20 protein-coding genes are annotated in these 22207 nt (G+C 61.1%); 9 read left to right on the top strand and 11 right to left on the bottom strand.

Annotated elements, in window-relative coordinates; translation table 11 throughout:
- Positions 1 to 19 precede the first annotated feature (19 nt).
- The 3 genes from FRT59_RS20400 to FRT59_RS20390 all read right to left on the bottom strand — a co-directional run bounded on the left by FRT59_RS20400 (position 20) and on the right by FRT59_RS20390 (position 3783).
- Complete coding sequence (locus FRT59_RS20400) at positions 20 to 1117, bottom strand: carboxynorspermidine decarboxylase (protein ID WP_034120055.1); 1098 nt, start codon at positions 1115 to 1117, stop codon at positions 20 to 22.
- A gap of 268 nt (positions 1118 to 1385) precedes the next feature.
- Complete coding sequence (locus tag FRT59_RS20395) at positions 1386 to 2474, bottom strand: polyamine ABC transporter substrate-binding protein (RefSeq protein WP_153838337.1); 1089 nt, start codon at positions 2472 to 2474, stop codon at positions 1386 to 1388.
- 19 nt (positions 2475 to 2493) lie between these two features.
- A complete protein-coding gene (locus tag FRT59_RS20390; protein ID WP_198809881.1) occupies positions 2494 to 3783 on the bottom strand; it encodes an NAD(P)/FAD-dependent oxidoreductase in 1290 nt (429 codons plus the stop codon).
- Positions 3784 to 3899: 116 nt separating this feature from the next.
- Here FRT59_RS20390 and FRT59_RS20385 point away from each other — a divergent pair, with 116 nt between their 5' ends.
- Positions 3900 to 4775 carry a LysR family transcriptional regulator gene (locus FRT59_RS20385; RefSeq protein ID WP_153838335.1) on the top strand — a complete coding sequence of 292 codons (876 nt, stop codon included), beginning with the start codon at positions 3900 to 3902 and terminating at the stop codon, positions 4773 to 4775.
- 165 nt (positions 4776 to 4940) lie between these two features.
- Complete coding sequence (gene metE, locus FRT59_RS20380; protein ID WP_153872192.1) at positions 4941 to 7229, top strand: 5-methyltetrahydropteroyltriglutamate--homocysteine S-methyltransferase; 2289 nt, start codon at positions 4941 to 4943, stop codon at positions 7227 to 7229.
- A 43-nt stretch (positions 7230 to 7272) separates the two neighbouring features.
- On the opposite strand, the gene FRT59_RS20375 is transcribed toward metE, so the two are convergent.
- Positions 7273 to 8427 carry an acetyltransferase domain-containing protein gene (locus FRT59_RS20375; protein ID WP_153872191.1) on the bottom strand — a complete coding sequence of 385 codons (1155 nt, stop codon included), beginning with the start codon at positions 8425 to 8427 and terminating at the stop codon, positions 7273 to 7275.
- Between the two features lie 70 nt (positions 8428 to 8497).
- Here FRT59_RS20375 and FRT59_RS20370 point away from each other — a divergent pair, with 70 nt between their 5' ends.
- Positions 8498 to 9040, top strand: a complete 543-nt coding sequence (locus FRT59_RS20370) for a DUF924 family protein (protein WP_153872190.1) — start codon at positions 8498 to 8500, stop codon at positions 9038 to 9040.
- Here FRT59_RS20370 and FRT59_RS20365 read toward each other — a convergent pair.
- Positions 9037 to 10476, bottom strand: a complete 1440-nt coding sequence (locus tag FRT59_RS20365) for an alpha/beta hydrolase family protein (protein WP_153872189.1) — start codon at positions 10474 to 10476, stop codon at positions 9037 to 9039. The genes FRT59_RS20370 and FRT59_RS20365 overlap by 4 nt on opposite strands.
- 146 nt (positions 10477 to 10622) lie before the next feature.
- On the opposite strand from FRT59_RS20365, the gene yfcF reads away from it, so the two are divergent.
- Positions 10623 to 11255 (top strand): glutathione transferase, encoded by a 633-nt coding sequence (yfcF, locus tag FRT59_RS20360; RefSeq protein ID WP_153872188.1) that lies wholly within the window; start codon positions 10623 to 10625, stop codon positions 11253 to 11255.
- On the opposite strand, the gene FRT59_RS20355 is transcribed toward yfcF, so the two are convergent.
- A complete protein-coding gene (locus tag FRT59_RS20355; protein WP_034120044.1) occupies positions 11214 to 11498 on the bottom strand; it encodes a hypothetical protein in 285 nt (94 codons plus the stop codon). The genes yfcF and FRT59_RS20355 overlap by 42 nt on opposite strands.
- 137 nt (positions 11499 to 11635) lie before the next feature.
- Here FRT59_RS20355 and FRT59_RS20350 point away from each other — a divergent pair, with 137 nt between their 5' ends.
- Both FRT59_RS20350 and FRT59_RS20345 read left to right on the top strand, forming a co-directional pair.
- A complete protein-coding gene (locus tag FRT59_RS20350) occupies positions 11636 to 12280 on the top strand; it encodes a hypothetical protein (protein ID WP_034120043.1) in 645 nt (214 codons plus the stop codon).
- Positions 12281 to 12325: 45 nt separating this feature from the next.
- Complete coding sequence (locus FRT59_RS20345) at positions 12326 to 12667, top strand: hypothetical protein (RefSeq protein WP_153872187.1); 342 nt, start codon at positions 12326 to 12328, stop codon at positions 12665 to 12667.
- A 128-nt stretch (positions 12668 to 12795) separates the two neighbouring features.
- Here FRT59_RS20345 and FRT59_RS20340 read toward each other — a convergent pair whose 3' ends face one another.
- Together FRT59_RS20340 and FRT59_RS20335 are read right to left on the bottom strand one after the other, a co-directional pair.
- Complete coding sequence (locus tag FRT59_RS20340; RefSeq protein ID WP_153872186.1) at positions 12796 to 13542, bottom strand: creatininase family protein; 747 nt, start codon at positions 13540 to 13542, stop codon at positions 12796 to 12798.
- Between the two features lie 30 nt (positions 13543 to 13572).
- Positions 13573 to 14286 carry a murein L,D-transpeptidase catalytic domain family protein gene (locus tag FRT59_RS20335; RefSeq protein WP_153872185.1) on the bottom strand — a complete coding sequence of 238 codons (714 nt, stop codon included), beginning with the start codon at positions 14284 to 14286 and terminating at the stop codon, positions 13573 to 13575.
- Between the two features lie 40 nt (positions 14287 to 14326).
- Here FRT59_RS20335 and FRT59_RS20330 point away from each other — a divergent pair, with 40 nt between their 5' ends.
- A complete protein-coding gene (locus tag FRT59_RS20330; protein WP_153872184.1) occupies positions 14327 to 15928 on the top strand; it encodes a L,D-transpeptidase family protein in 1602 nt (533 codons plus the stop codon).
- A gap of 73 nt (positions 15929 to 16001) precedes the next feature.
- Here FRT59_RS20330 and FRT59_RS20325 read toward each other — a convergent pair whose 3' ends face one another.
- Both FRT59_RS20325 and FRT59_RS20320 read right to left on the bottom strand, forming a co-directional pair.
- Positions 16002 to 17393 carry a sensor histidine kinase gene (locus FRT59_RS20325; RefSeq protein WP_153872183.1) on the bottom strand — a complete coding sequence of 464 codons (1392 nt, stop codon included), beginning with the start codon at positions 17391 to 17393 and terminating at the stop codon, positions 16002 to 16004.
- On the bottom strand, positions 17371 to 18054 hold the full coding sequence (locus FRT59_RS20320; protein ID WP_005787712.1) for a response regulator transcription factor: 684 nt from the start codon (positions 18052 to 18054) through the stop codon (positions 17371 to 17373). Before FRT59_RS20320 ends, FRT59_RS20325 begins: the two co-directional genes overlap by 23 nt.
- Positions 18055 to 18398: 344 nt before the next feature.
- On the opposite strand from FRT59_RS20320, the gene FRT59_RS20315 reads away from it, so the two are divergent.
- On the top strand, positions 18399 to 19304 hold the full coding sequence (locus tag FRT59_RS20315; RefSeq protein ID WP_153872182.1) for a hypothetical protein: 906 nt from the start codon (positions 18399 to 18401) through the stop codon (positions 19302 to 19304).
- Positions 19305 to 19405: 101 nt separating this feature from the next.
- Here FRT59_RS20315 and FRT59_RS20310 read toward each other — a convergent pair whose 3' ends face one another.
- Entirely contained in the window at positions 19406 to 20641 is a 1236-nt protein-coding gene (locus FRT59_RS20310) for a multidrug effflux MFS transporter (protein ID WP_153872181.1), read from the bottom strand.
- A 93-nt stretch (positions 20642 to 20734) separates the two neighbouring features.
- Between FRT59_RS20310 and pdxR the strand changes: the two genes are divergently transcribed.
- Positions 20735 to 22147 (top strand): MocR-like pyridoxine biosynthesis transcription factor PdxR, encoded by a 1413-nt coding sequence (gene pdxR / locus FRT59_RS20305; RefSeq protein WP_153872180.1) that lies wholly within the window; start codon positions 20735 to 20737, stop codon positions 22145 to 22147.
- The last annotated feature ends 60 nt before the right edge of the window (positions 22148 to 22207 follow it).

Genomic DNA, 22207 nt, shown 5'->3' with positions numbered 1-22207 from the left:
TTCTCCTATATCCGCCAGCTTACGAAAGGCTGGACAGGTAGTCGTCGTAACCAAATTCACGAACCACTTCGACTGTACCGTCGAGTTGTTTCACTACGATGGACGGCATTTTCAGGCCGTTGAACCAATTTTTCTTGACCATGGTGTAGCCCGCGGTGTCGATGAACGACAGCCGATCGCCGATGGCCAGCGGACGATCAAATTGATACTCGCCGAAGATGTCCCCAGCCAGGCAGGATTTGCCGCACACCATGTAGGTGTGTTCACCCTCGCTTGGCGCCAGCTTGGCATTGAGGCGATAGATCAGCAGGTCCAGCAGGTGGGCTTCGATGGAGCTGTCTACCACGGCGAGGTTCTTGCCGTTGTAGAGCGTGTCGAGCACGGTGACTTCCAGGGAGGCGCTGTTGGTGATCGCCGCTTCGCCGGGTTCCAGGTACACCTGCACGCCGTACTTCTCGGAGAACGCCTTCAAACGCGCGCAGAATGCATCCAGCGCGTAGCCTTCACCGGTAAAGTGGATGCCGCCGCCGAGGCTGACCCACTGGACCTTGTGCAGCAGCTCACCGAAGCGCTCCTCGATGGTGCCGAGCATCTTGTCGAACAGGCTGAAGTCGCCGTTTTCGCAGTTGTTGTGGAACATGAAGCCGGAGATTTGATCGATCACGCCGTCGATCTTCACCGGGTCCCACTCGCCCAGGCGGCTGAACGGGCGCGCCGGGTCAGCCAGCAGGTAGTCGGAGCTGCTCACCTGTGGGTTCACACGCAGGCCACGGGTCTTGCCTTCGGAGCGCTCGGCATAACGCTTGAGTTGGCTGATGGAGTTGAAGATGATCTTGTCGCAGTTCTCCAGCATCTCTTCGATTTCATCGTCGGCCCAGGCCACGCTGTAGGCGTGCGCTTCACCTTCGAATTTCTGGCGACCGAGCTTCAACTCGTACAGCGACGACGAGGTGGTGCCGTCCATGTATTGCTGCATCAGGTCGAACACCGACCAGGTGGCAAAGCACTTGAGTGCCAGCAAAGCCTTGGCGCCGGACTGTTCGCGCACGTAGGCAATCTTCTGCATATTGACCAGAAGCTTCTGTTTATCGATGAGGTAGTACGGCGTTTTGATCATTTTTGAGAGCCTGCGGCGGTGCCTGCCAAAAAAGGACACGCATTGTGCCCGCACTTGGAACAGATCGAAAGGTTAGTGGGCGGATTTTGCGCGCCGCGTTTAATCTGGCCTGTGAATATGACAGGCCATCAGTAGGATGAGCCCCCCGGGGCAGGGAACCAGGTTGGGGCGACGAGAGGTGAGAGTGGGCGCATGGGTACCGTCAGTTTGGCGGTCGCTTGACCCACTGTTATCGCAGCGGGTTGATTGTGCCCAGCGAAGGATGCGCTTAAGTATTGGTCTTCAACTTGGTCCACAGCCGGGTCGCCAGCCGGGCTATGGCCGGTGGCAGGTCTTCGACGATAAACAGCTTGTCCATCACACTGCTCGGTGGGTAGATCGCCGGGTCCTGTTTTACCGCTGGGGTGAGGAATTCATCTGCTGCGCTGTTGGGGTTGGCGTAGTGGATGCTGTTACTGATGTTGGCGATTACCTTAGGGTCCAGCAGGTAGTTCATGTAGGCGTAGGCGTTCTTTTCATGGGGTGCGGCCTTTGGCATTACGACCATGTCCAGCCATAGCGTCGTGCCTTCTTCGGGGATGGAGTAGGCGATCTCGATACCGTTTTTAGCCTCTTTGGCGCTGGTGGCGGCTTGCACCACATCGCCGTTGAAACCGATGACTGCGCAGATGTTGCCGTTGGCCAGGTCGCTGATGTACTTGGAGGCGTGGAAATACTGCACATAGGGGCGGATTTTCAACAGTGCCTGCTCGGCTTTTTTATAGTCGCCCGGTTCATGGCTGTGGTGGGGCAGGCCCAGGTAGTTGAGGGTAATGGGCAGGATCTGCGTGGGGTTGTCGATGATTGCTACGCCACAGGTGCCGAGCTTCTTGATGGTGTCCTCATCGAAGAACATCTTCCAGGAACGGGTCACGTCGGTATTGCCGAAAATCGCCTTGATCTTCTCGACGTTGTAACCGATGCCGGCTGTGCCCCACATATACGGGAAACCGTATTGGTTGCCGGGGTCGTTGGCCTCAAGTTTTTTCATCAATACCGGATTGAGGTTTTTCCAATTGGGCAACTGGCTGCGATCCAGTTTCTGGATGGCCCCGGCTTTGATCAGGCGCGACAGAAAATGGTTCGACGGGCTGACCACATCGTAGCCGGTATTGCCCGTCATCAGCTTCGACTCCAGCACTTCGTTGCTGTCATGGATGTCGTAGGTGGCCTTGATCCCGGTGGCCTGGGTAAAGCTCACGAGAGTGTCGTCGGCGATATAGCCGTTCCAGTTGGAGATGTTCACGTCTTCGGCGGCGTGACCGGCCACAGAAAATGCGCTGAGCATGAAGGCCACGGACAATCGCTTGATGGGCATTGCATTCACCTTTTTTGTTTTAGATTTCTGAACGGGCGCGTACGGCTTCGACGCGCATGCGCAGCAGGGCACCGAGGTCGAACAAGGGGCGCGGTGGCAACCAGCCGGGTTGCGCACGCTGGATGACCGATTGCAGCAAGGGCGAGCGTTCACCGCTGGCCCACTCGGCCAACAACCGGCCCCACAAGGTGCCTCGCGCGACGCCGGAGCCGTTGCAGCCGGCGATGGCATACAGGTTGTTTTGCACCTGGGCGAAGTACGGTTGACCGGAGCGTGATGCGCTCAGGTGACCGGTCCAGGTGTAGTGAATGTCCTGCTCGGTGAGCCACGGGAAGCGACGTTGCAAGCCCCGCACATGGTGGTGACGGCGCTCAAGCAAGTCGCGGTTTGACAAGTCGCGTGTGCGGTATTCGGCGGTGTTGCGGATCATCACACGACGGTCTGGGGTCAGGCGCACGGTGGCCCCGAGCGGGCGTGTTGACAACACACCCCAAGGTTCGGCGGCGCATTCTTTTTCCGTCAGCGGGCGGGTGAGGCTGGCGCTGAGTTCCATGGGGAAGGTGGCACTGTTGTCCAAGCCGACGCGGGGGATAAAGGCGTTCAGGCACACCAGTATTTGGCGGGCTTCAATATGCCCGCTAGGGCTTGTGGCGCGAAGGGCACCGTTGGTCATGCGCTCCAGGCCGGTGATGGCGGTGTTCTCATACAGGGTGACATTCGCCGGCAATGCCTCCAGCAAGCCCTTCACGTATTTGGCCGGTTGCAGCAAGGCGTTGCCGGCGCCGCACCAAATTCCCGCCTGGTAGTGCGCGGTGCCAAGCGTGTGCCGCAGGTCGTCGCCTTGCAGGAACTGCGCCTGCGCACCGAGCGCGCGCAGGGTGGCGAGCTTGGCGTCGACCTGGTTGAGCTTGTCGGCATCATGCACGGCGAAGAAGTAGCCATTATCGCGATAGTCGCAGTGGATGCCGTGGCGAGCGATGCGCTGGCGCACTTCGTCGCTCGCGGCTCGGGCGATGGCCGTGTCCACCTCAAAGCCGGCGTAGCCCGGTCGCCCCATCAATTCGTGGTCGGCCGGATGTTCGTGGGCCACCACAAACCCCGAGTTACGGGCTGAGGCACCTTGCGCCGCACACTGGCGATCGACGATGACGATGCGGGCGTCGGGGTGTTTTTCCGCCAGGCTATGAGCGGCACACAGCCCCGTGATGCCGGCGCCGATTACCAGCCAGTCTGCCAGTTGCGCGCCTTGTAAGGTGCTGCGGGCGGGTAGGGGGTCGGTTTGGGCTATCCAGCCACAGATATTTTCCACGGTGACCTCGGTTACATGCGCTGCTCGCATGGATGATTTAAGGCGATGGCTAGAATCTATAGGGGGTTGGGTGATACAACCAACGTTATAAAATCATCCAGCTATTTGGAAAACGCATGGATAAGGTTCGTCATGTACCCTCGCTGCAGGGCTTGCAGGCGTTGGTTGCGGTCAGCGACAGCGGCAGCTTCACCCAAGCCGCACAGACGTTGTGTCTGACCCAGAGCGCGGTCAGTCGCCAGGTACAACAATTGGAGAGCCATTTCGGCATGCCGTTGTTGGCCCGCACCAGTCGTAGCCTGCGCCTCACCGCCGAAGGTGAGCAGGTACTGGCCAGCGCGCGCAATATCCTGGCGCAACTGAAGACGCTGGAAGACCGGATCTCACCCTACAAGCGCCCATTCCGCATTCGCCTGCACGTGTCATTGGCTGTGCGCTGGCTGCTGCCTAGGCTGAGCGATTTTTATCGGTTGCACCCGGATACCTCCCTGGCGATCGAAACCGTCGCCACCGAAGTCGTCGAGCCTGCCAGCGACAGCGACGCTTACATCCAGTACCTGCCCCAGCCGCCGAACGACTCGGCCTGCCTGACGTTATTCGAGGAGCAACTGGTGCCGGTGTGCGCGCCTGGCCTGGGGGCAATGGCCACAATGGAAGACCTGTTGCGGCAGACGCTGCTGCATCGTTCAGTCGACAAACATGACTGGCGCGTATGGCTGGCCGCCCACAGCGCCGGGACTTTGGACGATTACCGGCATCTCCCTTTCAACCTCGATGAGCTGGCATTGGATGCCGCCGCCCGCGGGCTCGGGGTGGCAATGACAGACCTGACGTTGGCTAGCGAGTCCATTGACCGGGGCATATTGGTGGTGCCCTTGGGTCAGCCGTTGGCAACGGGTGGGGTGTATGCGTTGTGCCTGCAACCGATGGCAGCCTCTCATCCAGGCTGTGCTGTCGTCATGGAATGGTTTGGCCGACAGGCACAGCACTGAGGCTGGCGCCGCCGTGTGCGGGTATTTCGTGGTTCGTACGTTCACTGTTTCATCTGATCTGAACATGAGTAGATCTTGTGATCATCTAGAATAAAATGAGTTTGTCTCACTATTAGGGTCTGTCGACAATAGCTCCCATAAACGCACCTATTGGAGTTGTAAGTCATGGCAGTCGCTCATTCTCTTGGATTTCCGCGCATTGGACGCGACCGTGAACTGAAAAAAGCGCAGGAAGCGTTCTGGAAAGGTGAGCTCGACGAAGCCGGCCTGCGTGCCGTGGGCCGTGATTTGCGCAAGACCCACTGGGCCCTGCAAAAGGACGCCGGGATTGAGCTGTTGCCCGCGGGTGATTTCGCCTGGTACGACCAAGTGCTGACCCACTCGCTGATGTTTGGTGTAATCCCTGAACGTTTCCGCCCAGCCGATGGTCAGGCCACGCTGCACACCTTGTTCGCCATGGCCCGTGGCGTCAGTGACAACTGCTGCGGCGGTGCCCACGCCCAGGAGATGACCAAGTGGTTCGATACCAACTATCACTATCTGGTGCCTGAGTTCAGCGTCGATCAGCAATTCCACCTGGGTTGGGACCAACTGTTTGAAGAGGTCAAGGAAGCCCGTGACCTCGGCCACACCGTGAAGCCGGTCGTCATCGGCCCGCTGACCTACCTGTGGCTGGGCAAGACCAAGGGCGGCGATTTCGACAAGCTCGACCTGCTCGAGCGCCTGTTGCCGCTGTACGGCCAGATCTTCCAGCGCCTGGCGGACCTGGGCGTGGAGTGGGTGCAGATCGACGAGCCGATCCTGGTGCTCGATTTGCCGCAGGAATGGAAAAACGCCTTTGAGCGTGCCTATAACCTGATCCAGCGTGACCCGCTGAAAAAGCTGGTGGCGACTTACTTCGGTGGCCTGGAGGAGAATCTCGGCCTGGCAGCCAACCTGCCGGTGGACGGGCTGCACATTGACCTGGTGCGTGCACCGGACCAGTACCCGACCATCCTCGACCGCCTGCCGGCGTATAAAGTGCTGTCCCTGGGCGTGGTCAACGGTCGTAACGTGTGGCGCTGCGACCTGGAAAAAGCCCTGGCCACCTTGCAGCATGCCCATGCGAAGTTGGGCGATCGCTTGTGGGTAGCGCCGTCTTGCTCGCTGCTGCATAGCCCGGTGGACCTGGGCCGCGAAGACAAGCTGGATGCCGAGCTGAAGAGCTGGCTGGCGTTTGCCGTGCAAAAGTGTGAAGAAGTGGCGGTGCTGGCTCAGGCTGTGAACCAGCCTGAAGCGCCAAACGTTATTGCCGCCCTGGCTGAAAGCCGCGCCGTGCAAGCAGCCCGTGCCGCTTCGCCGCGTATCCACAAACCGGCGGTGCAAGCCCGAGTGGCTGCGATCAGCGCCAAGGACAGCCAGCGTCACTCACTGTTTGCCCAGCGTATCCAGAAACAACGGGCCGGCCTGAACCTGCCGTTGTTCCCGACCACCACCATCGGCTCGTTCCCGCAAACCGCGTCGATCCGCCTGGCGCGCCAGTCGTACAAGGCCGGCAAGTTGAGCGAAGCCGAGTACGTCGAAGCCATGCACAGTGAGATCAAGCACGCCGTCGAGGTCCAGGAAAACCTTGGCCTGGATGTGCTGGTACACGGTGAAGCCGAGCGTAACGACATGGTTGAGTACTTCGCCGAGCAACTGGATGGCTATGTGTTCACCCGCTTCGGCTGGGTACAGAGCTACGGTTCGCGCTGCGTGAAACCGGCAGTGATCTTTGGTGACTTGAGCCGCCCGAAGGCCATGACGGTCGAGTGGATCCGCTATGCCCAAGGCCTGACCGACAAGGTGATGAAGGGCATGCTGACTGGCCCTGTGACCATGCTGATGTGGTCGTTCCCACGCGAAGACGTGAGCCGCGAAGTGCAAGCCCGGCAATTGGCCCTGGCGATTCGTGATGAGGTGGTGGACCTGGAAGCCGCCGGCATCAAGATCGTGCAGATCGACGAAGCCGCGTTCCGTGAGGGCTTGCCGTTGCGCCAGGCGCAGTGGCAGCACTATCTGGATTGGGCCACCGAAGTGTTCCGCCTGTGCGCCTCTGGCGTGCGTGACGAAACCCAGATCCATACGCATATGTGCTACAGCGAGTTCAACGATGTAATCGAGTCCATCGCGGCAATGGATGCCGACGTGATTACCATCGAAACCTCGCGTTCGGATATGGAGTTGCTCGACGCGTTCGAAGCCTTCGCCTACCCGAACGACATCGGCCCAGGTGTGTATGACATCCACTCGCCACGGGTACCGGATGCCTCGGAAATGGCCAACCTGCTGCGCAAGGCCGCCAAGAGGATTCCGGCCAACCGTCTCTGGGTCAACCCCGATTGCGGCTTGAAGACGCGGGGTTGGCCGGAAACGGAAGCGGCATTGATCCACATGGTCACTGCGGCTCGCCAACTGCGCGCTGAGTTGGCCTGAGTCCTGAGCCGAGCGAGGCTCAAACTGCGGGGGCGGCGTCAGGTCAGAGGTATTTGAGCCAGACGATGTCGCGCCGACGCGCTTTGAGCCCGGCAAACCAATGCACTGGCGGGTACAAGGCCAGCGGCAGCAACAGCGCGGTTAACCACACCGCGCCAACGCTGTCGAAGCCAAAGTAGCTGCCGTGGTTGAGCCCAAACCACGCCACACAGGCGACATACAGCACTTTCAGTACATACAGGTGCAACAGGTAAAAGAACATCGGCGCGGCGCCAAACACGGCCAGCACGCCGATCCAGCGTTGCTGCCCGGCGCGTTCGAACGCCAGCAATAACAACAGCCCGATCCCCAGCGTCAGCGTCAGGAACAACAGCGACGGCGGGTACTTGGTGATGTTGAAAAAGCTCATCACCGTCAGCACCCCACTGTCATACGCGTGCCAAGGCTGCTCGCCATAACCGTTGGCCGCCCGCATCAATACAAAGCTCACCAAAGCCCCCACACCCGCGATCAGCAAATAGCGCTGGCGCATGAGCGGCTGCGTGGCTTTGGCAAACCACGGCCCGAGGCCATAGCCCAGGGCAATCACACCGATCCACGGTAGCACCGGGTAGGTAGTACGCAGGCGCAGGTGTTCAGACACCTCTATCCAACTGCGTTCATGCAGGATCGTCCACGGGATGTGCCACGCCGATCCCGGAGTGAAATGCACGCCATCGAGCAGGTTATGCCCGGCAATGATCACCAGCGCCAACGCGATCAGCAATGCACGAGGTAGCCAGATCAAGGCGGCGAGGGCGATCATGCTGATGCCGATCGCCCAGATCACTTGCATGTAGATCACACTGGGCGGTAACTGGAAGGTCCAGGCGAAATTGACCAGGGTGAACTCCAGCACCACCAGGAACAGCCCGCGCTTGAACAAAAACGCCGACACGTCACGCCGGCCCTGATATTTCTGGCCGTAGAGCCACGCCGATAATCCGGTGAGCAGCACAAACACCGGCGCACAGAGATGGGCAAGGGTGCGGCTGACAAATAGTGCAGGCTCGGTACTGTCGATGCTCATCGGGTCGCTGACCTGGCGGTGCAGCAGGAAGGTTTCGCGCACGTGGTCCAGTAACATGAACAAAATTACCAGGCCGCGCAGGGCGTCAATGGACAGCAGGCGTTGTCGTAAAGGCGTAGCGTCAGTCATAAGTCAGGATCGCAGCGGGCAAAAAAATTGACGTTATCCTATAACATTTAGCGAGGTGCTGATGACAAGCATGACCACACAATCGGCCGAGGCCGTGATCCAGTTCTGGAAACAGGCGGGGCCCAAGCGTTGGTTCGCCAAGGACGAGGGCTTCGATGCAGCCTTTCGCGACACCTTCCACGCCACCCACATGCAGGCAGCGCGGCGCGAGCTGGAGGGTTGGCTGGCCGCGGCCGACGGCGCGCTGGCGTTATTGATCCTGCTGGACCAATACCCGCGCAACGCCTTTCGCGGCACCGCGCATATGTTCGCCACCGACCCGCTGGCGCGTCTGTATGCGCGCCAGATAGTGGACGCCGGGCTGGATCAACAGATCGAACCCGAGCTGCGTGCGTTTTGTTATTTGCCGTTTGAGCACTCGGAAGATCCACAGGACCAGCAGCGCTCCCTCGACCTCAACCGGCAGTTGGATGCCAACACCTACCACTGGGCCAAGGAGCATGCCGATATTATCGAGCGGTTTGGGCGTTTTCCTCATCGTAATGCGGTGTTGGGCAGGGTCACCACCGAAGAAGAGCATACCTTCTTAAAAGCGGGTGGCTTTTCCGGTTAGGCTTCTGCTTGCGCCAGGCTTTGCTTGGCGCCGACGTTACGAAAACGCCGCAACCCCTTAAGGTCAATCGCCCAGCGCAGGGCTTCGGTCGCCGAAGGGCGTAGACCTTGAGTGATCGCTCGCTCGTCCTCGCCCAGTGCGCCGAGGTAACCCTGAGCGCCGCCGCGTTCGCTCCAGTAGTGGGTATGGCTGAACCAGGACCTCGCGAGCCAGCCATTCCAGTTGCCCACGGTCACCGGCAAGTCCAGCACACCGTTGCCCATCACCGGTTTGACCGGGCCGCCGACGATGTCGCCGAACAGGCCGAAGGGGGCAGGGAAGTAGAGGTTGGTCCAGCGCGTCACCGCAAATGCCGCGGCATGGTGCAGGTAATACGGGGTGAAGGGTTTTTGGCCGAGCAGCAGTGGTTGGCGGGCGTTGTAGCCGTAGCCTTGGGTGTCTTCGGTGGGCGGGCAGGCCGGGGCTTCGCGGCGTTCGATGCGCTGCTTGAAGTCGCTGACGCTGCGGCCCAGCAGCAGGCTGGCGTGGGCCATCGGGCTACCCACGGTGACCAGGTCGGTGATGCGCCAGGGGTTGCCCAGGCCGCGCTGTTCGATAAATGCCTCGGCCTGTTGCTCGCGAAATTTCAAGGTGCTGCCCAAGCTGCCGTCCAGCATGGCGCCGGCTGTGGGCAGGGCATTCTTGACCACCGGCTGCAGCGGTTCGCGGTTGGCATAACGAGCCGCCAACTCACGGTTGCCGGGGGGCAACTGGGTCAACTGGTCGTGATGTTCGTGCCATAGGTAGCCGACGATATCGTAGGCAATCACGCTGCCCAAGCTGTGGCCGACCACGATGATGCGCTCGTAGTTGCCCTGGTTGTGCAGGGCACGCAGCAATTCAACGCCGTCAGCGCGGATCTGTTCGCGCACCATCACGTTCTGCGGGTTGGGGCTCAGGTAGCGCGCGGCGTCTCCCAGGTACGACAGCGCCGAATAGCGCAGCCCCAGGCCAATGCCGGCCAGCAGCAGCGGGATCAGCGCGAAGGGGTTGTCGTCCGGGGTGAATTGGCCCCAGATCGAGGCCAGGGTGCCGCTGGCAATCAGCAGCAATAACACCATCACTGTCCAGCGTGTGCTGCGCCAGATCGGCACAATCGCGTCGGGAATGTCGCGGCGCGGGCGCTTGAAGATGTCCCACAGCCAACCCAATAGATGGCCGAGCTTGGTGCCCTGCATCTTGTGGGCCCAGTAGTACTCGTAGAAGTCCGTAGAGGTGCGGCCCGATGACTTCAATACGCGCAGGTCGAAATTGCGCGACAGCCGATCCGGCTTGCTCCAGTAGAGGGGTTTGCCATCGGGCGTATCCGTGGGGATCATCGCCTCGACAAAGCCGCGCAGGGTGTCCATCGGGCGCTGTTCGCCGATGCCGTGGATGACCACAACCGCTTGTTTCATATGCTGTTCGTCCTTGAATATCAGCGTGTAGCCATAATATTGCCACTATCTGCTCTATTCCCGCCAGGAATGCCCCCATAAAAACCCTGCATTGTCTTTATCGGCCCGGATCTCGTAGCGTGATGATTCATCCCTGGAGATTGCCCATGAGCCAACGCCTGCTGCGCCTCTACGTTGATTCGCTGTTCACCAGCCCCTACGCCATGTCGGTGTTCGTCGCCCTGCGGGAAAAGGGCCTGGCTTTCGACACCGTGACCCTGGACCTGGACGCTGGACAAAACCAGACGGCGGATTTCATCCAACGCTCCCTGACCCATCGGGTGCCGACTCTGGAGGATGGCGGCTTCGCGCTGTCTGAGTCTTCGGCGATCACGGAATATCTGGACCAGGCCTACCCCGAGACCCGCGTTTACCCCGCCGACTTGCAGCAAAGGGCGAGGGCGCGACAGGTTCAGGCATGGCTGCGCAGTGACTTGCTGCTGATTCGCCAGGAGCGCTCGACGTTGGTGGTGTTCTGCGGGCAGCGGATGCCGCCGTTGTCGCCGCTGGCGCAGGCCGCCGCGGGCAAGTTTATCAGTGCGGCGCAGGCGTTGCTGGCGGGCGAGCCTGACTACCTGTTCGGGGAGTGGTCAATTGCCGATGTTGACCTGGCGGTGATGCTCAATCGCCTGATCCTCAACGGCGACGCGGTGCCGGCTGAGCTGGTGGCGTACGCGCAACGCCAGTGGCAACGGCCCTCAGTGCGAGAGTGGGTCGACCTGCGACGGCCTGTGCTCTAGCTGCCACTCTCGGGTTACACGCCGGTCGAGCTCTTCCCAGTCCGCCATACCCAGCACCCGCGTGGTATTCAAGCCGTGCAGGTAGCCGCGCAGTTGTTGGGCACTAGCCGAGCGTCTCTCGGCTTTGGCGCTTTGGTCCAGCAGCACTTTTTCATAAACGGCCAGGTAATCAGCGACCCGCTCGCGAAACTCCGGCAGTACGGCTTCGCGGATGCGGTCGAAGGTTTTCTGGTAGGGCTTCATGGCGGGGTCCTTATAGGTTTTATGGGCTGCCTGACACTATCGGTTCAAATGATAGTCACCATCAAGGATCACAAGTTCTGTTTTTTCGCCAAGCGCGCAGAATCTGCACATCGAGACGCGACTCAAGGAAATGTGCGATGAGGACGATTATCCCGCTGGCTTTAATGGCCCTGATGCTTGGCACGGCGGTCATGACCACCCCGGCAATGGCTGATGAACTGCGTACAGGCCATTTGCTGCCACTCGCTGCTAGCGTAGACTCCCTGCAGCGAGACCGTTCGGTGGGGGTGTTGTTCAGCGAAAACACTCGCGACAACCTCAGCTACCTTGAACGCTACCACGCCATGGCGCTGAACGGCGCCAAGGATGCCCTGGATGGGCGGATTCGTGAGGCGTTCGTCAACAGCTCCGACCCGGAACTGGCTATCGACTGGTTGATGAACTCGCTGCAGGGCGCTTTTCTCTCGGTGACGGTCTACAGCAGCCTGGATGCCCTGGTGCAGGCGCATCCGGACGTGGTGGTGGTGCTCGATACCCATAACCAATTGCTGACCCAGCGTAACGATCGGGTCGAGGCGCGATTTGCCGCACGCTTTTATGACGCGAACCTGCAGTACATCGCCAAAGCTGAAGGCTCGGTGGACAGGCAAGTACCGTCGGTGTGGGTACACGGCAAGGCGGCGCCTGAGATCGCGGCGCTGATCGAGCAACAACGAGATATCCAGCAAGACGCCCTGAAGCAATTCGATGTGTCGCTCAAGGCCCTGGTTCGCGCAGGTTGACCCGCGAATGGATGTAAACCCTATTTGTTATTTTCAGGAATCTGTATGCGCTCTTTTTTCGCCTCGGCCCTGGCCTTTGCTTCCTTGTTGCTGGCCGGTTGTATCACTGCTCCCAATGCCCCGTCGCTGACCCTGCAAACCGACAAGACCCCCGAAGGCTATGTGCAATGCGTGTTGCCCAAGCTGGAAAAGCACGGCATCACCTCGACCGTGACGCAGAACTCGCGCCACGCCAAGGTGCTGTTGACCAGCAAGATTGCTGCCGATGATGTGCTGGAGGCCTACAAGTCACAGGACGGCACCAAGGTGTTCCTGTATGAGCGCAAGCCGCTAGCTTCTGCGATCAAGCCGTCGCGACTTGAGCAGGCGGCTCAGGACTGCAGGTAAGCCCAGGTGACGCCTAAGCGAATGTGGGAGCGGGCTTGCTCGCGAAAGCGGTGTATCAGTCAATACATTCGTTGCTGACGGGTCGCTTTCGCGAGCAAGCCCGCTCCCACATTTGATTTGTGTTCGGCTTATGGTTTCGGTTCGTCAGTGAAGTTCTTCACGGTCTTGACCAACCCCTGCGACGCCAACGCCACCAACTCACCGCCTTTCTCCACCGTTGCCAGTGCCGGGTCCGAGCCCATGCGGCCGTCCGGGAAGCGTGCGCGGAAGTCCAGGGCTTCGCGGATCGGCCCGGTGTTGGCGATTTGCGGCGAGTAGTCGGCTAACTTGATCGACTGCGGGTAAGCCCACTGCGTCACGGCAATTTCCGACGGCGTGGCGTGGCTGCCGTGGCCCACCGGGAATTGGCGGTGGGCCAGGTCGGTGACGCCTTCCAGGTCCCACCAGTTCACCAGCTTCAGCGCGAACCCGGCCGGGCGGCGAGCATAGCTGGCTTCGGCGTACAGTTCGGAGAACGCCGCTTCAATCGTGGCGATATTGCCGCCGTGGCCGTTCAAAAACAGGATCTTCTCGAAACCATGCCCGGCCAGCGAGCGCACCCAATCGCCAATCGCAGCGATGAAGGTGGAAGGGCGCAGGGAGATCGTGCCGGGAAAACCCAGGTGGTGCTGGGCCATGCCGATATTGAAGGTCGGGCCGATCAGGATGTCAGCGTTTTTTTGCGCCTCATGGGCAATGATCTCCGGGCACATCCAGTCGGTGCCCAGCAGGCCGGTGGGGCCGTGCTGTTCGTTGGAGCCGATGGGGATCACCACCGTGCGGCTGCGCTCCAGAAATTGCCCGATTTCGATCCAGGTGCTGGTGTGTAGAAGCATGCGACGCTCTCTTTTATCTATGGGGACAGGCTATCCGCCACGGATTGTACGACTACTCGCCACCTGTTGGGGTTTGCAGTTGAGGTACGTCGAAGACTTCAACCAACGCTGGTCGGGGTACCACGAGAACATGAACTGCCCGTCCTTGAGCTTGTCCACTACCTGGCGCGCCACCTGCGGGCGCACTGCCGGGCAACCCTGGCTGCGGCCGATCCGACCTTCGCGCTTGCTCCACACCGGGCTGACGTAGTCGGCGGCATGAATCACGATCGCGCGGTCGCGGGCCAGGTCATTGAAACCAGGCTCCAGGCCATCCATGCGCAGCGAGTAACCGTGGGCGCCGAGGTAGCTTTCCTGGGTGCGGAACAACCCCAGGCTGGACTGGTGGCTGCCCTCGAGATTGGAGAACTGGGTGGCGAAGTTTTCCCCGGACTTGGCACCGTGGGCTACCAGGTCGCGCAGCACCAGGGTTTGTTTGCGCAAATCGAAGATCCACAGCCGACGGGCGGTCGAGGGCTGGGAGTAGTCAATAACCGCTAGGCGATCGGAGCGCTCCTCGCCGTTATTGACCGCACACTGCACCGCGCTCAGGGCGCTTTTAAGCACGGTGGGATTGAGTTCTGGAGCCGAGCGCGCCAGGCTGCTATACAAGGAAGGAGGGGGGCTATTGGCGGCGAGCGCAAAATTGCTCAGTAAAGCCAGGCTCCCGGTGATCAAGCCGAGGCGGCGCATAAAAGTCAGCATCTACAGTCGATCCCCAAGCTGTGGAGTGGAGCTAAGTCAATTGTTCAAAAAACACGCATGTTACTTGAGCATTTGCTTGCTCGTTGCACCATTGGTCGCCACGGCAGATGCACTGCCGCTAGAGGCGTTGCCAGTAACCACGCCGGCGCCGGTTGACCTGGCGCCCGTGCAACAGGCCCTGGCGCAACTGCCCAGCGTCTGCCCCCAGTTGGCCCCGCGGATCGACGCCGCCGCGCTGGTGCGCCTGCAGGCCTTTTACCAGCAGCAGGGCAATGCGCCGCTGTGGTCGGCTGAAGAACCCCGCAAAACACTGCAAACCCAGTTGCTGATACTGGCCGACGACGGCCTGGACCCCACCTACTATAGCTTGCCCACGGTGGATGCCGCGGCTAACGTGCTGTGCAGCGACATCGCTACCAGCCAGCAGTACCTGCAAGCCCTGCAGGATTTGCATTACGGGCGCCTGCAGCAATCACGCTTCGAACCGCTCTGGCGTTCCCAGCCACCCACCCGCGACCCGGATACCGAAGTGCTGGCGTTCGCCGCCACCGGCCTGCAAGACATGGCCAAAGCCTTCGACCAGGCACGGCCCAGCGCCGATTTATACCGCAGCCTGCGCAATGTCTATGCCGGCGTACGCCAGCAGCCGTTGCCCCATTGGGGCCCCGTCGCCGACGGCCCTTTATTGCGCCCGGGGATGGAAGACCCACGCGTGCCGGAACTGGCGCGGCGCCTGCACAGTGGCGGTTACCTGACCAAGTTGCCCAGCGGCAACGGCAAGCAATACCAGGGCGAGTTGGTCAAGGCGGTGAAGGCGTTCCAACTCAGCCACTCGCTGCAAGCCGACGGCGTGATCGGTGCCGGCACCGTGGCCGAACTCAATATCAGCCCGCAGATGCGCCGCGAGCAACTGCGCATCAACCTGGAGCGTTTCCGCTGGCTGGCCCAGGACCTGGAGCCCGAAGGCGTAGTGGTCAACGTGGCAGCTGCGCAACTGAGCGTGTACCAGAGCGGCATCCCGGTGTGGCAAACCCGCCTGCAAGTGGGGCGCGCCGAACGTCAGACACCGTTGCTCAAGTCGCGCATCACCCGACTGACCCTCAACCCCACCTGGACCATCCCGCCCACCATCATGCGCGAGGACAAACTCCCGGCCATCCGCCTCAACCCCGAATACCTGCGCCAGCAAAACCTGCAAGTGCTCGACGCCGAAGGCCACCCGCTGTCGCCCGACCAGGTCGATTGGGCGCGCCCCGGTAACATCCTGCTGCGCCAGCAGGCCGGCCCGCGCAACCCACTGGGCAAGATTGTGATGCGTTTTCCCAACCCCTATTCGGTGTACCTGCACGACACCCCCAGCCAGCCGTTGTTTACCAAGGGGCCGCGGGCGTTCAGTTCGGGATGCGTGAGAGTCGAGCAGCCGCTGCTACTGCGCGACCTGCTGGTGACCCCGGCCGAACGCACCCGCACCGATGAATTGCTGGCCACCGGTGTGACCCATGAATTCAGGCTGGCCACGCCGGTGCCGGTGCTGTTGGGGTATTGGACCGTGGAGGTGGATCGCCAGGGGAGCCTGATCTACGCGCCGGATATCTATGCATTTGATCCGGTGTTGATCAAGGCCATGGGGAGTGTGTTGTAGCGCTCAATGGCTCGGTACCCATGTGGGAGGGGGCAAGCCCCCTCCCACATTTGGTTCTCTGTGCCCCGACGATCTAGTCAGGCATCAACTGCTGACGGCACTCCAGCACCAGGCGGGCGCCGCCCAGTTCACTGGTACCGACTTCGAGCTTGAAGCCATGCAAGTTGATGATCGCTGCCACAATCGACAATCCCAGACCAAAACCGCCGTGCTGATCGCTCTCATCCACCCGATAGAAGCGCTGGAATACCGAAGCGCGCTCGGCGGCCGGAATCCCGGGCCCTGAGTCAAGCACTTCGATACGGGTGCTGCCCATATCATTGACCGCCCGCAGGATGACTTTGCCGGCAGGCGGGGTGAACTTGATCGAGTTGCTCAACAGGTTGGCCAAGGCCTCAAACAACAGCGCGCGGTCGCCGGTAACCCACGGCAGTGATTCAGGCGCCTGCAGCACCAGTTCCATTTCGCCTTCTTCGGCCAGGGGCAAGTAAAAGTCGTGCAATTCGCGCAGCAGCGGCAGCGGGTCCATCACCAGGAAACCCGAGCGGCGCTGGTGGTCTTCCAGTTCAGAAATGCGCAGCAGCCCGCGAAAGCGCGCCATCAGGGTGTCGGTTTCGGCTATCGCATCATCGAGTTTTACCGCGTGGACCGAATCTTCCTCGGCTTGTTGCTTGATGCGGTAAAGCTGCGCGCGCAGGCGGGTGAGCGGGGTGCGTAGGTCGTGGGCGATGTTGTCGCACACGCCCTTGACCTCGTTCATCAGCTTCTCGATGCGGTCGAGCATGGCGTTGACGATGGCGGCGAGCATGTCCAGCTCGTCACGACGGTTGGACAGCGGCAAGCGATGTGTCAGGTCGCCGGCGACGATGGCTTCGGCGCTGGCCTGGATCCCACGGATCCGCCGCAATGGGCGACGGCGCAGCAGGTGCCAGCCCGCCGCGCCGGGGATGATGGTCAACGACAGCGCCCACAGCAGCGCATGCCAAATGATCCGGGTCACTCCGAACAACGAGCCGTTGGCGCGCACCAGCACCAGCCAGCGCCCGTCGCCGGTGTGGGTGGCCACGGCGTCGCAACTGTCCTTGGGGAGTTTCGGGTCGTCGGACTCGACGCAATTGGCCAGGGCGTGGATCTTGCCATCCATCGGCAAGTCAGCCGGCACTGCGCGTATCGGCCCGCTCAACGGGCGAAATTGCTCATCGAACAGGCCATAGGCGTCTACGCCTTTCATGTCGAAGGTCATGCTGGTGGTCAGCGCTTCCACCAGCTCTTCGCCTTCAAAACGCTGGAACAAGTGTTGGCGCTGCATCAGGGAATGGCGCGACAAGTCGCCCAAGTAGCCAGACACCTCGTAATACAGCACCCCCATGAGGATGCAGCTCCACGCCACGAACAACGAACTGTACAGCGCCAGCAACCGACTGCTGGAAGAACGCCAGCCCTTAGAGGGGTTCAGCAATGACATAACCGGAACCTCGTACCGTGCGGATCAGCGGCGTGAGGCCCGGGGGGTCGATTTTCTTGCGCAGGCGACCGATGTGCACATCGATCAGGTTGGTGCCCGGGTCAAAGTGATAGCCCCAGACTTCTTCGAAGATCATCATCCTCGACAGGATCTGCCCGGTGTTGCGCATCAGGAATTCGAGCAGTTTGTATTCGGTGGGCAACAGCGTCAGCGGCTGCTCGGCACGGCTGGCTTCGCGGCTGATCAGGTTCAGTTCCAGGTCGGCCACGCGCAGGGCGGTTTCAAATTCCTTGACCGTGCTTTTGCGCCGCAGCAGCACTTCGACGCGGGCGGCCATTTCGTCGGAAGCGAACGGCTTGGTCAGGTAATCATCACCCCCGGCACGCAGACCGCGTACGCGCTCATCGACATCGGAGAGGGCGCTGATCATCAGGATCGGCGTCGACACCCCGATGGTGCGCAGGGTGGTGACGATGGCCAGGCCATCCAGCTCGGGCAGCATGCGGTCGAGGGTGATCAGGTCGTAATCACCGCTGACGGCACGGACCAGGCCCTCGCGGCCGTTGTCCACCCAGTCCACGTCCAGTCCATGGCTACTCAGCTCGGCGACGATCTCGCGGGCCGTTACGGCGTCATCCTCGATGGTCAAAATGCGGGTCATAGGATTACCTGGTGAGCGTTCACACTAGAAGTGAGGGCATTTTGCCAAGAAGTTGCTGAATGTTTCCTAAATAAAACTTCATCTTGGCAAAACTGCTACCTGTTCATGACTGGCACGACCCAGTGTGGGAGGGGCTTGCTCCCACATGGAGCTCTGTTCGTTGAGAGAATGCATATCGCCCGCTCGGAACAGCCATTTCTTGCAACTTGCATGGTTTTAGTAAGTTCAATTTAATTAACTTATTGAAAAATAAAGACTTTAATTTTTGCTTCAACTGGCATGGTGCCTGCACTGTCCTTTTTGAGACTTGTAACACCATTTTTCATGCCTGGAGCAAAAAAACAATGATCACATCCTCATCCACGCTGCAAGAGTCAAGCACGCTCTCCGGGGTTTCCTGGGGGGCGATATTCGCTGGGGCGGCTGCGGCCGCTGCCTTGTCATTGATACTGGTGTTGCTGGGCTTCGGCCTGGGCTTTTCGGCGGTATCGCCGTGGGCCGACAGCGGCATCAGTGCCAAGGGCCTTGGCATTTCCACGATTGTCTGGCTGGCCTTTACCCAGATTGTCGCATCGGGCCTGGGCGGCTACATCGCCGGTCGGTTGCGGGTGAAGTGGGCCAATATGCATGGCGATGAGGTGTACTTTCGCGACACCGCCCATGGCTTCCTGGCGTGGGCAGTGGCCACACTGGTCACCGCGATGCTGGTAGTCGGTTCGGTCAGCAGCGTCGTCAGCGGTGGTGTGAAAGCCGGTGCCAGCGTTGCTTCGGGTGCCGCCAGTGGCCTGACCCAAGCGGCCGGCAGCGTGGCCAAAGGCGCCGACACCGGTGATTTTGGCTACTACGTCGACAGCCTGTTCCGCGATGATCGCCCGGCCGCGGTCAGCGACGACGCCGCTCACGCTGTCGTCGGTCGTATCTTCGCCCGTACCTTGAGCAATGATGGCCAACTCGCCGCCGAAGACCGTACCTACCTGGCCCAGTTGATCAGCCAGCGCACCAACCTCAGCCAGGCCGATGCCGAAGCGCGTATCGACAAAGTCTACGGTGATGCCCGCAAAGCTATCGAAGACGCCAAGGTCAAGGCCAAGCAGGCTGCTGACACTGCCGCAAAAGTCGCAGCCTATACCTCGCTGTGGACCTTCGTGGCGCTGTTGATCGGTGCGTTCTTCGCCAGCTTCGCCGCTACCTTTGGCGGTCGCCGCCGGGATGCCGTGGTGTATGTCGAAACCGAAAACTACGTTCGTTAATTCAAGGCCCATTCATTTAAGGAAAGCATCATGCGCTCATTACTGCTGTGGTTCCTCGGCGTGCCGATTCCGGTGATCATCCTGATCGCGATCTTCATGCACTAAATCTGAGACTGTCTCGATAAAGAGTGGGAGGGAATTTGTTCCCTCCCACTTTTCGTTGTGCGCAATGCCAGCCAGGTGGTGACCAGCAATGCACTGGCAAGCGATGTCATGATCACCAACGGTGCTGAACTGCCGTCCGACAGCAGCCCGGTGACCCAACTGCTCACCGCCGTGACAAACATCTGGATAAAAAAGAACAGCCCCGACGCCGTGCCGGCGATCGCCCCATAAGGCTGCAACACAGACAACTGGCAGGCAGGCATCGTCAGGCCCACCGACACCATGATCACCACCATCGGCAATACAATCGCCAGCCACTCTTGCGCCATCAGTGTCGTGGCCGTGGCGAGCAGGATGCTGCCCAGCACATTCAGGCCGATGGCGACGCTGATCAAGCGGTCTGCCTCGAACCGCGCCACCAGGCGTCGGAACAGGTTGGCACCGAGCATGTAGCCGCTGATCGTCGCGGCAAACACCAGGGCGTAGGCAGTCGGCGACAAATCAAAGCCCCGCTGCAGCAACGCCGAAGACTCGCTGATAAACGGAAAGTACGTGCTGTACACGCAGCCAATCGCCAAGGCGTAGCGCAGGAAATAGCGATCACGCAGCAGTTGGCTGTAAATGCGCAGCACGTTGGCGGGCGGTGCAGCGGCTACTTCCGGCGGGCGTGTTTCAGGCAAGCGGCGCTGGACCACCAGGCACAGCACGCTGCCGACCACCCCGAGCAACACAAACAAGCCACGCCACCCCAAAAGCGGCAACAACACGCTGCCGAGCACCGGCGCGGCCATGGGCGACACGGCCATCGCCATGGAGATCAACCCCAACAGGCGCGCCTGCTCATGCCGGTCGAAATAATCGCGCACGATCACCCGGCCAATCACCGTGGTGCAGCACCCGCCCAGCGCCTGGAACAGCCGCGCAATGACCAGCACGCCCAGGCTGTCGGCCAGTGCGCAGGTGATGGTTGCCAGCACATACATCGTCAGCCCGGCCAGTAGCACCGGGCGTCGGCCGAAGCGGTCGGTGAGCGGGCCGCTGACCAGCAAGGAAATGGCCGAGCCGAGGGTGTACAGGGTCAGGACCAATTGCAACTGGCTGTCTGAGGTCTGGAAGTAGTCGGCCATGGCGGGCATGGCGGGTAAGTGCAGGTCCAGGGTGAGACGCGGCAGGCCCACCAGGACCGTCAGCAGGGTCAGCCAGAACCAGGGTGCGAGTAGGCGTTGAGTCATGGGCGGGTTTCTTCGCAAGGAGTCGAGCTCGGACTCTAGCGGCTTTGTGGTTTAATCCTGAGAACCACTTAGGCCTGGAATGACTGGACCACTATGAGCCGAGGAAAAGCCGCCTCCAACCTTGACCTGCCGCGCCCCGATACGCTGGACGTAGGGAAGCAGCAGGGCGCCTACGAGGCGCTGCGCAGTGCGATCCTGACTCGGCAGTTGCCGGCGGGCAGCCGTTTGCCGTCGACCCGCAGCCTGGCCGAGCGTTGGCAGGTGTCACGCGGCACCCTTGAAGCCGCGTTCGAGCGTTTGCATGGCGAAGGCTATGTGCAACGCGTGGTTGGATCCGGGACGCGAGTGTGCGCAGTGATCCCCGAGCAATTCATCGCGGCCCCGGCGGCGGCGCAACCCGTGCGCCGACCGGTCGAACCCGATCCTCCTCACGCCGGCGTACAAAGCCACGTGCCCTTTGTGGCACGACGCCCGGATGCCAGCCTGTTCGACCTCAAAGCCTGGGCACGTTGCATCTCCCGCGGGCTGCTGGCGGCAGGCCCCGGCGTACTGGAGGCCGCGCACCCGGGTGGGCTGCCGACCTTGCGTGAACAGATTGCGGATTACCTGCGCAGCTATCGCGGCATGCACTGCGAGGCGGACGAAGTGATCGTCACCACGGGCATTCGCCATGGCCTCGACCTGATCGCCCGCACGCTGCTTCAGCCGGGTGACACGGCCTGCGTCGAGGACCCCGGCTACACACCGGCGCAACGGCTGTTCAGCCTGGCCGGGGCGCAGGTGCAGGCGATCCCGGTCACTGCCGAAGGGCTCGATACTACCCGGCTCCCTGAGTACGCACGGCTGGCCTATGTCACCCCCGCACACCAGGCGCCGCTGGGCGTGACCCTGTCGGTGTCGCACCGCTTGGCGTTGCTGGACTGGGCCAGCCGTGCCGATGCCTGGGTGGTCGAGGACGACTATGACAGCGAGTACAACTACAACAGCGCGCCGCTGGCGGCGCTCAAATCCCTGGACTCGAACAACCGCGTGATCTATTGCGGCAGCTTCAACAAGAACCTGTTTCCGGGCTTGCGGGTCGGCTTCATGGTGGTGCCCAAGGTTGTGCGCCCGGCACTGCTGCGCACCTTGCAACTGACCGGGCATTCAGTGGGCGCAACCGATCAGTTGGGCCTGGTGGAGTTTCTTGGCAGTGGTGCATTCGTTCGGCATTTGCGCGCTTCGCGCCAGGCGTATCAGGCGCGGCGTGATGCCTTGCTCGCCTGCCTGCCGGAGGGCGTCACGGTCAGTGGCCAGCAAGCCGGGCTGCATTGCGTGTTGTGGTTGCCGGCCGGGGTGCAAGAGGCGGATTTCAGCGCCCGCGCCGCCAACGCCGGGCTGAGCTTGCAACCGCTGGGCAAGTTCTGTGTCGATGTGACGTTGCCGCCCGCCGTGATTATCGGCTACACCGCGTTGACCCTCGCGCAGATCCGTTTCCACGGCCGGGCCCTGGCGCAATTACTGTAGGAGCGAACTTGCTCGCGAAGATCGTTAACGATAACGCGTGCATCCTGGATGATCGCAGTG

The organism is Pseudomonas haemolytica (genome assembly GCF_009659625.1).
Lineage (GTDB): Bacteria > Pseudomonadota > Gammaproteobacteria > Pseudomonadales > Pseudomonadaceae > Aquipseudomonas > Aquipseudomonas haemolytica.
The sequence above is the reverse complement of the archived record's forward strand: the minus strand, read 5'-3'. Positions and strand labels throughout refer to the sequence as shown.

What these genes read in the sequence shown, in the direction of transcription:
- FRT59_RS20400 (WP_034120055.1), bottom strand. Translation starts at nt 1,117, where the DNA reads ATGATCAAAACGCCGTACTACCTCATCGATAAACAGAAGCTTCTGGTC.
- FRT59_RS20395 (WP_153838337.1), bottom strand. Translation starts at nt 2,474, where the DNA reads ATGCCCATCAAGCGATTGTCCGTGGCCTTCATGCTCAGCGCATTTTCT.
- FRT59_RS20385 (WP_153838335.1), top strand. Translation starts at nt 3,900, where the DNA reads ATGGATAAGGTTCGTCATGTACCCTCGCTGCAGGGCTTGCAGGCGTTG.
- metE (WP_153872192.1), top strand. Translation starts at nt 4,941, where the DNA reads ATGGCAGTCGCTCATTCTCTTGGATTTCCGCGCATTGGACGCGACCGT.
- FRT59_RS20375 (WP_153872191.1), bottom strand. Translation starts at nt 8,427, where the DNA reads ATGACTGACGCTACGCCTTTACGACAACGCCTGCTGTCCATTGACGCC.
- FRT59_RS20370 (WP_153872190.1), top strand. Translation starts at nt 8,498, where the DNA reads ATGACCACACAATCGGCCGAGGCCGTGATCCAGTTCTGGAAACAGGCG.
- FRT59_RS20365 (WP_153872189.1), bottom strand. Translation starts at nt 10,476, where the DNA reads ATGAAACAAGCGGTTGTGGTCATCCACGGCATCGGCGAACAGCGCCCG.
- yfcF (WP_153872188.1), top strand. Translation starts at nt 10,623, where the DNA reads ATGAGCCAACGCCTGCTGCGCCTCTACGTTGATTCGCTGTTCACCAGC.
- FRT59_RS20355 (WP_034120044.1), bottom strand. Translation starts at nt 11,498, where the DNA reads ATGAAGCCCTACCAGAAAACCTTCGACCGCATCCGCGAAGCCGTACTG.
- FRT59_RS20350 (WP_034120043.1), top strand. Translation starts at nt 11,636, where the DNA reads ATGAGGACGATTATCCCGCTGGCTTTAATGGCCCTGATGCTTGGCACG.
- FRT59_RS20345 (WP_153872187.1), top strand. Translation starts at nt 12,326, where the DNA reads ATGCGCTCTTTTTTCGCCTCGGCCCTGGCCTTTGCTTCCTTGTTGCTG.
- FRT59_RS20340 (WP_153872186.1), bottom strand. Translation starts at nt 13,542, where the DNA reads ATGCTTCTACACACCAGCACCTGGATCGAAATCGGGCAATTTCTGGAG.
- FRT59_RS20335 (WP_153872185.1), bottom strand. Translation starts at nt 14,286, where the DNA reads ATGCTGACTTTTATGCGCCGCCTCGGCTTGATCACCGGGAGCCTGGCT.
- FRT59_RS20325 (WP_153872183.1), bottom strand. Translation starts at nt 17,393, where the DNA reads ATGTCATTGCTGAACCCCTCTAAGGGCTGGCGTTCTTCCAGCAGTCGG.
- FRT59_RS20320 (WP_005787712.1), bottom strand. Translation starts at nt 18,054, where the DNA reads ATGACCCGCATTTTGACCATCGAGGATGACGCCGTAACGGCCCGCGAG.
- FRT59_RS20315 (WP_153872182.1), top strand. Translation starts at nt 18,399, where the DNA reads ATGATCACATCCTCATCCACGCTGCAAGAGTCAAGCACGCTCTCCGGG.
- FRT59_RS20310 (WP_153872181.1), bottom strand. Translation starts at nt 20,641, where the DNA reads ATGACTCAACGCCTACTCGCACCCTGGTTCTGGCTGACCCTGCTGACG.
- pdxR (WP_153872180.1), top strand. Translation starts at nt 20,735, where the DNA reads ATGAGCCGAGGAAAAGCCGCCTCCAACCTTGACCTGCCGCGCCCCGAT.